We start from the raw sequence: 13,408 nt of genomic DNA, 5'->3' as shown, positions 1-13,408 counted from the left end.
TGCCGAATTGCTCAAGCAACTCGGCGGGAATCGCCGGCAGGTCTACCGGTTTGGCTTTCGGTTTGCGAGGCATATAGTCTCCTTCGGAGCATCATATGCCTTGAACACGAAATTACTGACAGGCCCGCTTTGAAGCTCATGCTTCAACCACCCCTCACTCCGGCAAATCCCGCTGACTGATATCTGGCTCGCTCCCCCCGGAATTCAGATGCTCGATCTTCTCCATCCGCTGCCGCGCCAGTTCCGGCAGCTGATTCGTCACACCGATCACGAGCGCTTCGGCGAGTGCGAGCGCCGGCACGTTGGTCTGCAGCATCGCAAACGGCTGCCCCCGGATACGCAGCACGATCTCCGCAAACTCGCCGATCGGCGAATGCCATTCGTCGGTAACCAGCAGCACACGCGTGCCGAGCCGATGCGCGGCCTGCGCGAACCGGATGCTGTCCCGCTGATAGCGGCGAAAATCGAAAATGACTAGCACGTCGCCGGGCCCCATGTCCGCCAGCGCAACCGACGCGAGGTTCACATTCGGTTCGACATACTGAACATGTGGCCGCGCGTAGGCGAGGGTGAACGAAAACAGCGACGCGAGCGGTGCCGTGTAACGCCCGCCGCCGCAAAAGACACGCACATCCGGATTGGCCAGCAGCGCCACCGCGGCGTCGAACGCCGCCGCATCGAGCCCTTCGATCGTGGTGGCCAGCGACCCGGACAGCCGCTGGAAAATCGCCGAATGACTGTCGCGCATGCCCGCGGACGAATGGAACGCGTCCATCCGCGCGAGCGGCGAATTCATCGCCGTGTCGATCTCGCCGTACAGCGCCTGCTGGAACGACGAGTAATTCGGAAAGCCGATCCGGATGACAAAGCGAAACACGGTCGGGTCGCTCACTTCAGCCTGTTTGGCAAAGCTCGCAATCGGCCCGAGCCCGAGGCTCGGGTAGCGGTCCAGCAACGCCTGCGCGACCTTCTGTTCCGACGGCGTGAAGCTATCCATCTGGGATAACAGCAACGCCCTGATGCTCGTCCCCATCGGGCACTCCAGCTTTCTGATCTGAATGACAAACGGCAGACGGGTGTCTGCCGGCGACTCCATGCATGTTAGCCGATCGACGTGCGGCAGGCCGCCTGCGGCTCGAAATTAGAGGGACGCATCATTCGATCGCCTGTTGCGTCCGTTTATGTAATAAAACAAACATACATCGAAAGCCACTCCCGGGAACGACCGCCATATATTCAGTGATTACCCTAGGTTTTAGCGCAAAAAAGCGAGTGCTATGATCGCGGCCTCGCCGTAATGTATGGTTTATTACATGTCGGATTGGCAGCGCCGGCACGCGATCACGCGGCGGCGCATCCCGGCCTGGCCCGGTTTTTTTGTCTGGAGGATCCCGTCATGAGGCGGCTCGTAGTACTCACCCTGTTGTCGGCCATGAGCGTGTGCGCGTTCGCCGCTTCGGACCCCGCGGTTGAAGCGAAGAACGGCATGGTCGTGTCCTCGCAGCATTTCGCGTCGCAAATCGGCGTCGATATCCTGAAGGAAGGCGGCAACGCGGTGGACGCCGCGGTAGCAGTCGGCTATGCGCAGGCCGTGACCAACCCGTGCTGCGGCAACATCGGCGGCGGCGGCTTCATGACCGTGCACCTGGCCGATGGCCGCGACCGCTTCATCAATTTCCGCGAGACGGCGCCGGCCGCGGCATCGGCGAACATGTATCTCGACGCGAAGGGCAACGTCATTCAGGACGACAGCCTGTACGGCTATCGCGCCGTCGGCGTGCCGGGCACGGTCGCCGGCCTCGATCTCGCGCAGCGCAAGTACGGCAAGCTGACGCGCAAGCAGGTGATGGCGCCGGCAATCCGGCTCGCGCGCGACGGCTTCGTGCTGACGCGCGCCGATACGGACATCCTCGATACGACGATCGACCGCTTCAAGACGGACCCGGATGCGGCCCGCATCTTCCTGCGACCGGACGGCTCGCCGCTGCAGCCGGGCGATCGCCTGGTGCAGAAGGACCTGGCCCGCACGCTCGAGCGCATCGCGGAGCAGGGCCCCGACGCGTTCTATCACGGCGAGATCCCGAAGATCGTCGAGGCCGCGGCCAAGAAGGGCGGCGGCCTGATCACGGCGGCCGATTTCGCGTCGTACCGCGCGCAGGACATGGCGCCGTTGACGTGCACGTATCGCGGCTACGAGTTCGTGTCGGCTCCGCCGCCGAGCTCGGGCGGCGTGACGATGTGCGAGACGCTGAACATCCTCGAAGGGTACGACATGCGCAAGCTTGGCTACCATTCGGCCGCGGCGGTTCACTACATGACCGAAGCGATGCGCCATGCGTATGAAGACCGCAACACGCTGCTCGGCGACCCGAACTTCATCGACAACCCGGTCGCGAAGCTGACGAGCAAGGACTACGCGGCGCAAATCCGCAAGAGCATCCATGCCGATACGGCAACGCCGTCGGTCGACGTGCAGCCGGGCGTCGGCGTGCACGAGAAGCCGGAGACGACGCATTACTCGATCATCGACAAGGACGGCAACGCGGTATCGACGACCTACACGGTCAACGGCCGCTTTGGCGCCGTGGTCATCGCGCCGGGCACGGGCTTCTTCCTGAACGACGAGATGGACGACTTCACCGTGAAGGTCGGCGCGCAGAACCTGTTCGGTCTCGTGCAGGGCACGCGCAACTCGATCGCACCGGGCAAGCGTCCGCTGTCGTCGATGGCGCCGACCATCGTGAAGAAGGACGGCAAGGTGTTCATGGTGGTCGGCTCGCCGGGCGGCTCGCGCATCATCACGATCACGCTGCAGACGGTGCTGAACGTGATCGACTACGGGATGACGCCGCAGGACGCGGTCACCGCGCCGCGCATCCACCACCAGTGGCTGCCCGACGAGGTCTATTACGAAACCTACGGCCTGTCGCCCGACACGCTCGCGATCCTGCGCAACATGGGCTACAAGATGGTCGAGCAGACGCCGTGGGGCGCCGCCGAGCTGATCATGGTCGGCCTGCCGGGTACCGAAGCGGCGAGCCGCCAGAGTTCCGGGAACGATTCGTCCGTGTCCGGCAACGTGCGGGTCGGCTTCATCTACGGCTACAACGACCCGCGCCGTCCGGCCGGTTCGGCGATCGGTTACTGACCTGATCGGATTGCATCAAGCTGAATCGCTGCCGCCGGCGTTCGCCTCTGCGCGAATGCCGTGCGGCGGCAGCACGTCAGTTCGCGGACATCCGCGAGCCTGACCGGCGCCGGCACCCGTGCCCGACACACCGGGCACGACCGGCTTGCCACGCGCGCCCCCTGGCACGGCACGGGATGCGCGCCTTTCATCCGTCAACATCTTCCCGTGCGTCGAATTCCGTTATGAACAAACGAATGTCCGCGGCAGGCTGGATCCTGCTCGCGATGGCGGCCGGCATCCTGATCGGCTACATGATCTATACGCAACTGCCGGACAAGCAGGCCGCGACGGAGATCGCCGGCTACATCTCGCTGGTGTCCGACGTGTTCCTGCGGCTGATCAAGATGGTGATCGGCCCGCTGGTGTTCTCGACGCTGGTCGTCGGCATCGCGCACATGGGCGACGCGTCGTCGGTGGGCCGCGTGTTCGTGAAGGCGCTCGGCTGGTTCGTCACCGCGTCGCTGATCTCGCTGCTGCTCGGGCTGCTGATGGCGAACCTGCTGCGCCCCGGCGAGAACCTCGGGCTGCCGCTGCCGGATATCGGTGCGTCCGCGCATCTCGCGACGTCCAAGTTCACGCTGAAGGATTTCGTCGGTCACATGGTGCCGAAGTCGATCGCCGAAGCGATGGCGAACAACGAGATCCTGCAGATCGTCGTGTTCTCGATGTTCTTCGGCGTGGCGCTCGCGTCGCTCGGCGAACGCGGCAAGATCCTCGTCGCGGCGATCGACCAGCTCGCGCACGTGATGCTGAAGATCACCGGCTACGTGATGAAGCTCGCGCCGCTCGCGGTGCTGGCGGCGATGGCGTCGACCGTCGCGATCAACGGCCTGTCGATCCTGCTGAAGTTCGCGGTGTTCATGGGCGACTTCTACCTGAGCCTGTTCCTGCTGTGGGGCACGCTCGTCGCCGCCGGGCTGCTGTTCCTCGGCCGCCGCGTGTTCAAGCTGCTGGTGCTGATCAAGGAAGCGTTCATGCTGTCGTTCGCGACCGCAAGCTCGGAAGCTGCGTATCCGAAGATCCTCGATGCGCTCGACCGGTTCGGCGTGCGCCGCAAGATCTCGAGCTTCGTGATGCCGATGGGCTATTCGTTCAACCTCGACGGCTCGATGATGTACTGCACGTTCGCGTCGCTGTTCATCGCGCAGGCATACGGCATTCACCTGTCGCTCGGCACGCAGGTCACGATGCTGCTGATCCTGATGCTGACGTCGAAAGGCATGGCCGGCGTGCCGCGTGCGTCGCTCGTCGTGATCGCCGCGACGCTGCACCAGTTCAACATCCCGGAAGCGGGGCTGCTGCTGATTCTGGGCGTCGATACGTTCCTCGACATGGGCCGCTCGGCCACGAACGCGGTGGGCAACTCGATCGCCAGCGCGGTGGTCGCGAAATGGGAAGGCGAGCTGATGCCGGAAGCGGAAGCCGAAGCGAATGCGGCGCGGCTGGATGCGGAAGCCGAAGCGCGGATGAGCGAGGCGGTCCGCGATGCGGATCGCGTCACCACTGCCTGAAGCGGAATCCCGGGCCGAATTCCCGGCCCTCAGGCCGCCTCGGCGGGGCGGGCCGCGTCGATGCACGCGGCCAGCACCATCGCGGCGGCGTTGCCCGGCGTCGAGCCGAGCAATTGCGGCGCAAAGACACTGTCGCCGATCTCGATCGGCCGCCCCGACAGCGCGCACACACCGCGCTTGCGCGTGGTGAACAGCCGCCACTTCTGGTAACCGTAGTGCCCCGTGCAGGCGTCGCACCATGAAATCATCACGGTGTCGGCCGTGGGCCGTTCGAGCACGCTGATGGACGGCTTGCTCGTCGCGTCCCACGATGGCAGCCGGTCGCGCGTGACGCTGCGCCGCCGCGGCACGCCCCACGAGACGGACGGCATGTCGAAGCTGCCGATCGCGGCGACGGTCACGAGCCAGGGCGCTATACGGTTGTTCATGTCAGTTTTCCTCTAAACGTTACGCGACACCGCCAGGTGCGGCATCACGACAGGCGGATGCGCGGCTGTACGCAGCCGTTGATCCGTTCGGCGATCCACAGCAGGGTCGCCTTGGGGAAGCCGTGCAGCGCCTGCTGGTGCCGCCGGTAGAGCATCAGGTGGCTGAACTGCGCGAAGCGCCCCTGGATGAAGCCGCCGCGAAAGAACCCGAACTGCCCGAGCGTGCCGAACGCGTCGTAGTCGCTGATCGACACGAGCGCGCCGAAATCGTGGAACGCGAACGGCGGAATCGGCGTGCCGTCGAGCCACGCAGGCAGGTGCTTCGCGAGATGCTCGGCCTGCTGCGTCGCGACTTGCGCGGTCGGCGGCAGCGGCCGTTCGTGGCCGTCGGGCAACAGGCTCGCGCAATCGCCGATCGCGAACACGTGCTCGTCGCCCGTGGCCTGCAGCGTCGGCCCGACCACGAGCTGGTTCGCACGATTCGTGTCGAGCCCGTCGAGCGCCTGCATGAAATCGGGCGCCTTCACGCCAGCCGCCCAGACCATCAGGTCCGCTTCCGCAAACGAGCCGTCGCCGTAGTGGAAGCCGTTCGCGTCGGCTGCCGTGACGCGCGTCGACGTCAACACATGAAAGCCGATCTGTTCGAGCCGCCGCTGCGCCGACGCGGAAATCCTCGGCGGAAACGCGGCGAGGATGCGCGGGCCGCTTTCGAGCAGCGTGAGCTGCAGCCGCTCGCGCACCCTCGCGTCGCCATACGCTTGTCCCACTTCCAGCAACCGGCTCAGTTCCGCCGAGAGTTCCACGCCCGTCGCACCCGCGCCGACGATCGCGACGCGCAGTGCTTCGTCGCGCGCGACGCTGCGAAATACGCGCATCCGCAACGCTTCGTTGAAGGTCTCGGCCTGCTGCTGGCTGTCGATGAAATAGCAGTGCTCGCGCACGCCCGGCACGCCGAAATCGTTGGCCTGGCTGCCGAGCGCGAGGATCAGCACGTCGTATTCGAGTTCGCGCGTGTCGAGCATCAGCTCACCGTCCTGCGCGCGGATCTCGCCGAGCTGCACGCGGCGGCGTGCGCGATCGAGCCCCTTCAGTTCGCCGGGCTGGTACGTGTAGCCGTGGTCGCGTGCATGGGCGAGGAAGATCACCTGCTGCTGCTGGACGTCGCGCGTACCGGCCGCGATCGTGTGCAGCATGGGTTTCCAGATGTGGGTCGGGCTGCGGTCGACGACGGTGACCTGCGCGCGCCCGGACCGGCCGAGGCGCTCGCCCAGGCGGGTGGCGAGCTGCAGTCCGGCGATCCCGCCGCCGACGATGACGATGCGTGTAGGGGTTGTCATGTATAAATCATCACATGATGAATAAGGTATGATCCTAGCGCTTCCCGGCTTCGCGTGTCAACGGAGTGGGGCAGGTCACCCGTTTCGGCGGCGCTCAAGCGGGGCCGGAACAGGGGCATTCGAATCATTCAAGGAGAGCAGGAGAACGTGGCTGAAGTCACTGAGCGCGCGCCGGCCAAGCGGCGTATGCGAGGGCGGCCGCTGGCCGGGGCGTCCGTCGGTCCGGACGTGATACTGCGGGCCGCGCGCCGCACGTTTGCGAGGCGTGGCTACGACGCAACGAGCGTGCGCGAAGTCGCGCGCGAGCTGGGAGTCGACGCGGCGCTGATCGCGCACCATTTCGGGACGAAGGAAACGTTGTGGCTGGCGGTCGTCGAGCAGATCGCCGAGCTGGCCGTGCCGATGTTCGAGGCGATGCGCGCGCTGCGCACGTCGCCGCTGCCGCATCGTGACCGCGTGCGGCGCGCGATCGAGCTGTGTGTCGACCACGAGTTCGACGAGCCTGACATGGGCATGTTCTTCTCGACGGCGGCGACCGAAGTGGGTGGGCGGCTCGACCGGCTGCAGGAGCAGATCGTGCGCCCGTATTACGACGTGATGTTCCCGCTGCTGTCGGATGCGGTGGAGGCCGGCGTGATCCGCCCGGTCGAGCCGACGGTGCTGTTCTTCATGATCGCGAGCGCGATCGGCACGACTGTGTCGTACAGTCACATGATGCTGGAGTACACGTCGCTGCCCACGCAGCCGGACGCGTTCCGGAAGGCCGTGGTCGACGTCGCGTTCAACGTCGTCGGCGGCTGAGCGCCGCGCACGGTCACGCCGCCAGCACCAGCCCCAGTTCGCGCACCGCGCTTCGCGCGGTCTCGCGCAACGCATCGACGAGCGGCGATGGCGTCCGGTACGCGATCGCCAGCTCGTACGCGAGCGGGCTGCCCGCATCCTTCAGTTCGCGGAACCCAATACCTTGCGGTTGCATCGGCACGAACAGGCGCGCATCGCGCACCGCGCCCGTCCGCCGGTCATTCGAGGTCCGGGGGCGGCGGGTCGCCGAGCCAGCGCCGTGCGCCGGGCCCGTTGCGGCCCGCACGGTCTTCCGGGTTCGTCAGCTTGCAGCGTTTCAGCGACAGACAGCCGCAGCCGATGCATTCGTCGAGGCTGATGTAGAGCCGCTGCAGCTCCTCGATCCGGCTTGCGACGCGCTGCTTCCAGCCGCGCGACAGCCGCTGCCAGTCCTTGTTGCTCGGCGCGGTGTCCTCGGGCAGGCTGACGAGCTGCTCGGCGATTTCGTCGAGCGAATAGCCGATCTTCTGCGCGAACACGATGAACGCGATCAGCCGCAGCACCGCGCGCGAATAGTGGCGATGGCTCGAGCCGTTGCGCTGCGACTTGATGAGCCCGCGCGTCTCGTAGAACCGCAGTGTCGACGCTGGCACGCCGCTGCGCGCGGCCACTTCGCGAATCGACATCAGCGGCCATTGCGGGATTTCCTGGATACCCATGTTGCCCCTCCGGGAAAACTTGACTTGAAGTTAACTTCAACTTTTATGCTACGCGGCAGTTTAACCCGTCGCGAGGCATCATGCTCTCCTTATCCCTACGCAGGACGTCGCCTTTAGGCGCGGCCTGTGCACTGCTGCTGGCGTTGTCGGGCTGTCACGACGGCAAAGGCACGTCGTCGGCCCAATCCCTTCCCGAAGTCGGCGTCGCCACGATCGCGCCGCGCACGATCCGCCTCGCGGACGAATTCAACGGACGCGTCGAAGCGGTCGATGCGGTCGAACTGCGGCCGCGCGTGAGCGGCTATCTGCAACGCGTCGCCTACAAGGAAGGCGATCTGGTCGCGCAGGGCGCGCTGCTGTTCGAGATCGACCCGCGCCCGTACCGGATCGCCCTCGATCGCGCGAATGCGCAGCTGCAGCGGGCCCGCGCGGCCGCGAGCCTCGCGAACGTGCAGCTCAAGCGCGTGCAGACGCTGATCGATGCGCATGCGACGTCGCAGGAAGAGCTCGACAACGCGCGCGCCACGGCCGAGCAGGCGCGTGCGGACCTGCAGGCGGCCGATGCGGCCGTCGCCGACGCGAAGCTCAATCTCGGTTTCACCGAAGTGCGGGCGCCGATCGCGGGCCGCGTCGGCCGCGCGGTCGCTACCGTCGGCAATCTGGCGCGCGCGGACGACACGCTGCTGACGACCGTCGTGTCGCAGAACCCCGTCTACGTGTATTTCGACTGCGACGAGCAGAGCTACCTGCGCTACAACGCACGGCGTGCCGATCCGAAGCACCGCGCGATCGGCGCCGATCCGGTGCGCGTGGGCCTCGCGAACGAGGCGGGCTTCCCGCATGCCGGCACCGTCGACTTCCTCGACAACCGGCTCGACCCGCAAACGGGCACGATCCGCGCGCGCGTGCGGCTGCCGAATGCGGACCATACGTTTACGCCGGGCCTGTATGCGCGCGTGCAGCTCGTCAGCGGCCGCGACCAGGATGCGCTGCTCGTCGACGACAAGGCCGTGCTCACCGACCAGGACCGCAAGTACGTGTATGTGATCGGACCCGGCGACAAGGCGTTGCGCCGTGACGTGACGATCGGCCGCGGGCTGGACGGCGAGCGGATCATCGAGAAGGGGATCCAGGCGGGCGACCGCGTGGTCGTGGACGGCATGCAGCGGATCTATTATCCGGGCGCGCAGGTGAAGCCGAAGGCACTGCCTGCGCGCGCCGACGCCGGTGCCGGCAATGGCGCGGGTAACGGCGCAGGCAACGGCACGCAGGCCATCGCCGATGCCGGTGCGCCGGCCGCGCAGTGACGGGAGACAGGCAATGGATTTCTCCCGATTCTTCATCGACCGACCGATCTTCGCGGTCGTGCTGTCGATCGTCATCTTCGCGATCGGCCTGATCTCGATTCCGATGCTGCCGGCCGGCGAATACCCGGAAGTCGTGCCACCGAGCGTCGTCGTGCGGGCGACGTACCCGGGCGCGAACCCGAAGGAAATCGCCGAATCGGTCGCCGAACCGCTGGAAGAGGCGATCAACGGCGTCGAAGGCATCATGTACATGAAGTCGGTCGCCGGTTCCGACGGCAGCCTGCAGGTCGTCGTCACGTTCCTGCAGGGCGTCGATCCCGACACGGCCGCCGTGCGCGTGCAGAACCGCGTGAGCCAGGCGCTGTCGCGCCTGCCCGACGAGGTGCGCCAGTACGGGGTGACCACGCAGAAGCAGTCGCCCACGCCGCTGATGTACGTGAGCCTTTATTCGCCGGACAACAGCCGAGATTCGCTGTACCTGCGCAACTACCTGACGCTGCACGTGAAGGACGAGCTGTCACGGCTCACGGGCGTAGGCGACGTCGGCTTGTCCGGCGCCGGCGACTATGCGATGCGGCTGTGGCTCGACCCGAACCGGCTCGCGTCGCGCGGGCTGACCGCGAGCGACGTGATTGCCGCCGTGCGCGAGCAGAACGTGCAGGTGTCGGCCGGCCAGCTTGGCGCGGAGCCGACGCCGAAGAAAAACGACTTCCTGCTGTCGATCAACGTGCGCGGCCGGCTGCGCACGGTGCAGGAGTTCGGCGACATCGTGCTGCGCACCGGCGACGACGGCCAGGTCGTGAAGCTGTCCGACGTCGCGCGCGTCGAGCTGGGCGCGGGCGACTACACGCTGCGCTCGTACTTCAACGACAAGCAATCGGCGGTGGTCGGCATCTTCCTGTCGCCGGGCGCGAACGCGCTCGAGGTCGCGAAGGCCGTGTATGCGAAGTTCGACGAACTGTCGAAGCGCTTCCCGCCCGGCGTCGCGTTCCGACCCGTGTGGGATCCGACGGTCTTCGTGCGCGAATCGATCCGCGCGGTGCAGCACACGCTGATCGAGGCCGTCGTGCTGGTCGTGCTCGTCGTGATCCTGTTCCTGCAGACCTGGCGCGCATCGATCATTCCGCTCGTCGCGGTGCCCGTGTCGGTGGTCGGCACGTTCGCGTGGCTCTATCTGCTCGGCTATTCGATCAACACGCTGACGCTGTTCGGACTCGTGCTTGCGATCGGGATCGTCGTCGACGATGCGATCGTGGTGGTCGAGAACGTCGAGCGCAACATCGCGCAGGGCCTGAGCCCGCGCGACGCCGCACACCAGGCGATGCGCGAGGTGTCGGGGCCGATCGTCGCGATCGCGCTCGTGCTGTGCGCGGTGTTCGTGCCGATGGCCTTCATGTCCGGCGTCACGGGCCAGTTTTACCGGCAGTTCGCGGTGACGATCGCGATTTCGACGGTGATCTCCGCGATCAACTCGCTGACGCTGTCGCCCGCGCTCGCCGCGAAGCTGCTGCGCCCGCACGGCGCGCCGAAGGATGCGCTCACGCGCGGGCTCGACCGCGCGTTCGGCTGGCTGTTCCATCCGTTCAACCGCTTCTTCGACCGCAGTTCCGATCGCTATCACGGCTTCGTTGGCCGCACGCTGAAGCGGCGCGGCGTGGTGTTCGCGGTCTACGCGGCGCTGCTCGCGGCGACCGCGCTGCTGCTCAACGCGGTGCCGGGCGGCTTCATCCCCGTGCAGGACAAGCTGTACCTGTTCGCGGGCGCGAAGCTGCCGGAAGGCGCATCGCTCGCGCGCACCAGCGAGGTGACCGAGCAGATGACGAAGATCGCGCTCGGCACCGACGGTGTCGAGATGGTGCCGGCGTTTGCCGGGTTGAATGCGCTGCAGGGCGTGAACACGCCGAACATCACGAACTCGTACGTGATCCTGAAGCCGTTCGACCAGCGCCACCGCAGTGCCGCGCAGATCAACGCGGACCTGAACGCGCGCTTCTCCGCGATCGGTGGCGGTATTACCTATGCGCTGATGCCGCCGCCGATCCAGGGCCTCGGCAACGGCTCGGGGTATTCGCTGTATCTGGAGGATCGCGGCGGGCTCGGCTACGGCGCCTTGCAGAACGCGCTCACCGCGTTCCAGTCCGCGGTCGCGAAGACGCCGGGGATGAGCTACCCCGTCAGCTCGTACCAGGCGAACATCCCGCAGCTCGAGGTGAAGGTCGACCGCTTGAAGGCGAAGGCGCAGGGTGTCGCGCTGACCGACCTGTTCAGCACGCTGCAGGTCTATCTCGGCTCGATGTACGTGAACGACTTCAACCTGTTCGGCCGCGTGTACCGCGTGATGGCGCAGGCGGATGCCGGTCACCGGCAGACGGCCGCCGACATCGCGAACCTGCGCACGCGCAACGCGAAGGGCGAGATGGTGCCGATCGGCTCGATGGTGACGGTGGCGCCCGCGTACGGGCCCGACCCGGTGGTGCGCTACAACGGTTATCCGGCCGCGAACCTGATCGGCGACGCCGATCCGAAGGTGATGTCGTCGTCGCAGGCGATCGAGAAGCTGCAGCAGATCGCGAAGGACGTGCTGCCGCCGGGCATCACGCTCGAATGGACCGACCTCAGCTACCAGCAGGTCACGCAGAGCAACGCGGCGATCGTTGTGTTCCCGCTCGCGGTGATGCTCGTGTTCCTCGTGCTTGCGTCGCTGTACGAGAGCTGGACGCTGCCGCTCGCGGTGATCCTGATCGTGCCGGTGTGCATCTGCGCCGCGCTGTTCGGCGTATGGCTGTCCGGTGGCGACAACAACGTGTTCGTGCAGGTCGGTCTCGTCGTGCTGATGGGGTTGGCGTGCAAGAACGCGATCCTGATCGTCGAGTTCGCACGCGAGCTCGAAATCCAGGGCAAGGGCGTGATCGAGTCCGCGCTCGAAGCGTGCAAGCTGCGGCTGCGCCCGATCGTGATGACGTCGGTCGCGTTCATCGCGGGCTCGGTGCCGCTGCTGATCGGCGGCGGCGCGGGCAGCGAAGTGCGGGCGGCCACCGGCATCACCGTGTTCGCGGGGATGCTGGGCGTCACGCTGTTCGGGCTGTTCCTGACGCCCGTGTTCTATGTGGCGATCCGCAAACTCGCGGGCGGCACACCGGCCGTGTGGAGCGAACACCACGGCACCCTCGAAGGAGAAAACCGATGAGCGCCGCTTTTCGTCTTTCCGCGCTCGCGATGTCGGTGACGCTCGCCGCGTGCGCGGTCGGCCCCGATTTCAAGCGGCCCGACACGGCCACGACCGCGCGGTTCGCGCGCGACGCGCATCCGGCGTCGCCGCGCGATGCGTCGCCGTCCGGTACGACGCCGGATACGCCGCCCGACGCGTCGGCCGATGCCGATGCCACGTTCTGGCGCGGCTTCGGCGATCCGACGCTGACGCAACTGATCGACACGGCGCTCGCGGCGAACCAGGACCTGCAGGTCGCCGTGTCGCGCTACGACGCATCGAATGCGCTGCTGTCGCAGGCCACGTTCGACCGCTACCCGACGATCACCGCGAGCGGGAAGATCGGCCATCAGCTGATGAGCAAGGATCAGGCGTTCGGCGCGCCGCGCAGCCAGCGCGATACGCCGACGTCGAGCGTCGGGATCAATGCGGCGTGGGAGCTCGACCTGTTCGGCCGCGTGCGCCGGTCGATCGAGTCGCAGCGTGCGGAAACGGCCGCCAGCGCGGCGGACGTGCGCGCGGTGCGGGTCGCGATCGCCGGCGAGGTGGCGAGCACGTACGTCGATCTGCGCGGCTCGCAGGAGCGGCTGCGGATCGCGCGCGAGAACGCCGACAACCAGAAACAGACGCTCGCACTGATCAATGCGCGCGTCGGTGCGGGGCGCGGCTCCGAACTGGATGCGGCGCGGGCGCGCGCGCAGTACGAATCGACGACGTCGCGGATCGCCGTGTACGAAGCGGCGATCGGCGTCGACGAGCACCGGCTCGCGGTGCTGACCGGGCAGACGCCGGACGCGCTGATCGGCCGCTTCGATCTGCCGAAGGCAGCCGTGTCAGCGGGCACGCCCGTGCCGCTGCCGGCGCTGGCCGCCGACATCGCTCCCGGCACGCCGGGCGACCTGCTGCGGCGGCGGCCCGACGTCGCGGC

10 protein-coding genes and 1 pseudogene are annotated in these 13,408 nt (G+C 66.8%); 6 read left to right on the top strand and 5 right to left on the bottom strand.

Annotated features, from left to right (window positions below; genetic code table 11):
* Positions 1-154 precede the first annotated feature (154 nt).
* The gene (locus G3N61_RS34630) at positions 155-1,033 is read right to left on the bottom strand and encodes a MurR/RpiR family transcriptional regulator (RefSeq protein WP_205824610.1); all 879 of its coding nucleotides are present in this window, start codon (positions 1,031-1,033) and stop codon (positions 155-157) included.
* Between the two features lie 363 nt (positions 1,034-1,396).
* Here G3N61_RS34630 and ggt point away from each other — a divergent pair, with 363 nt between their 5' ends.
* Together ggt and G3N61_RS34620 are read left to right on the top strand one after the other, a co-directional pair.
* Positions 1,397-3,148, top strand: coding sequence for a gamma-glutamyltransferase (gene ggt, locus G3N61_RS34625; RefSeq protein ID WP_205824609.1), 1,752 nt, complete (start codon positions 1,397-1,399; stop codon positions 3,146-3,148).
* Positions 3,149-3,372: 224 nt separating this feature from the next.
* Positions 3,373-4,701, top strand: a complete 1,329-nt coding sequence (locus G3N61_RS34620) for a dicarboxylate/amino acid:cation symporter (protein ID WP_043179672.1) — start codon at positions 3,373-3,375, stop codon at positions 4,699-4,701.
* A gap of 29 nt (positions 4,702-4,730) precedes the next feature.
* Here the strand turns inward: G3N61_RS34620 and G3N61_RS34615 are convergent, their stop codons facing one another.
* Both G3N61_RS34615 and G3N61_RS34610 read right to left on the bottom strand, forming a co-directional pair.
* Positions 4,731-5,129: a DUF3331 domain-containing protein gene (locus G3N61_RS34615; protein ID WP_089452362.1), complete on the bottom strand. Its 399-nt coding sequence runs from the start codon at positions 5,127-5,129 to the stop codon at positions 4,731-4,733.
* A gap of 44 nt (positions 5,130-5,173) precedes the next feature.
* Positions 5,174-6,466, bottom strand: coding sequence for an NAD(P)/FAD-dependent oxidoreductase (locus G3N61_RS34610; protein WP_205824608.1), 1,293 nt, complete (start codon positions 6,464-6,466; stop codon positions 5,174-5,176).
* 147 nt (positions 6,467-6,613) lie between these two features.
* Between G3N61_RS34610 and G3N61_RS34605 the strand changes: the two genes are divergently transcribed.
* Positions 6,614-7,267 carry a TetR/AcrR family transcriptional regulator gene (locus tag G3N61_RS34605; RefSeq protein ID WP_043179666.1) on the top strand — a complete coding sequence of 218 codons (654 nt, stop codon included), beginning with the start codon at positions 6,614-6,616 and terminating at the stop codon, positions 7,265-7,267.
* 13 nt (positions 7,268-7,280) lie between these two features.
* Here the strand turns inward: G3N61_RS34605 and G3N61_RS34600 are convergent.
* A pseudogene (locus G3N61_RS34600) lies at positions 7,281-7,457 on the bottom strand (LysR family transcriptional regulator); the annotation flags it as partial.
* A gap of 28 nt (positions 7,458-7,485) precedes the next feature.
* On the bottom strand, positions 7,486-7,965 hold the full coding sequence (soxR, locus tag G3N61_RS34595) for a redox-sensitive transcriptional activator SoxR (protein ID WP_205824607.1): 480 nt from the start codon (positions 7,963-7,965) through the stop codon (positions 7,486-7,488).
* An 80-nt stretch (positions 7,966-8,045) separates the two neighbouring features.
* Here soxR and G3N61_RS34590 point away from each other — a divergent pair, with 80 nt between their 5' ends.
* The 3 genes from G3N61_RS34590 to G3N61_RS34580 form a co-directional block, all read left to right on the top strand.
* Entirely contained in the window at positions 8,046-9,272 is a 1,227-nt protein-coding gene (locus G3N61_RS34590; RefSeq protein WP_205824606.1) for an efflux RND transporter periplasmic adaptor subunit, read from the top strand.
* A gap of 13 nt (positions 9,273-9,285) precedes the next feature.
* A complete protein-coding gene (locus G3N61_RS34585; protein ID WP_089452365.1) occupies positions 9,286-12,459 on the top strand; it encodes a multidrug efflux RND transporter permease subunit in 3,174 nt (1,057 codons plus the stop codon).
* The coding region (locus G3N61_RS34580; protein WP_205824605.1) for a TolC family protein at positions 12,456-13,408 on the top strand (953 nt) is incomplete at its 3' end. The genes G3N61_RS34585 and G3N61_RS34580, both read left to right, overlap by 4 nt.

Origin of the sequence: Burkholderia sp. Ac-20349, from assembly GCF_017104865.1 — a bacterium.
GTDB classification, from domain to species: Bacteria; Pseudomonadota; Gammaproteobacteria; order Burkholderiales; family Burkholderiaceae; genus Burkholderia; species Burkholderia aenigmatica.
This window is presented reverse-complemented; position numbering and strand designations above follow the sequence as displayed.

Bases quoted from the DNA above. Each gene is read 5' to 3' on its own strand.
- G3N61_RS34585 (WP_089452365.1), top strand. From the start codon at position 9,286: ATGGATTTCTCCCGATTCTTCATCGACCGACCGATCTTCGCGGTCGTG.
- G3N61_RS34610 (WP_205824608.1), bottom strand. From the start codon at position 6,466: ATGACAACCCCTACACGCATCGTCATCGTCGGCGGCGGGATCGCCGGA.
- soxR (WP_205824607.1), bottom strand. From the start codon at position 7,965: ATGGGTATCCAGGAAATCCCGCAATGGCCGCTGATGTCGATTCGCGAA.
- G3N61_RS34590 (WP_205824606.1), top strand. From the start codon at position 8,046: ATGCTCTCCTTATCCCTACGCAGGACGTCGCCTTTAGGCGCGGCCTGT.
- G3N61_RS34630 (WP_205824610.1), bottom strand. From the start codon at position 1,033: ATGGGGACGAGCATCAGGGCGTTGCTGTTATCCCAGATGGATAGCTTC.
- G3N61_RS34615 (WP_089452362.1), bottom strand. From the start codon at position 5,129: ATGAACAACCGTATAGCGCCCTGGCTCGTGACCGTCGCCGCGATCGGC.
- G3N61_RS34620 (WP_043179672.1), top strand. From the start codon at position 3,373: ATGAACAAACGAATGTCCGCGGCAGGCTGGATCCTGCTCGCGATGGCG.
- ggt (WP_205824609.1), top strand. From the start codon at position 1,397: ATGAGGCGGCTCGTAGTACTCACCCTGTTGTCGGCCATGAGCGTGTGC.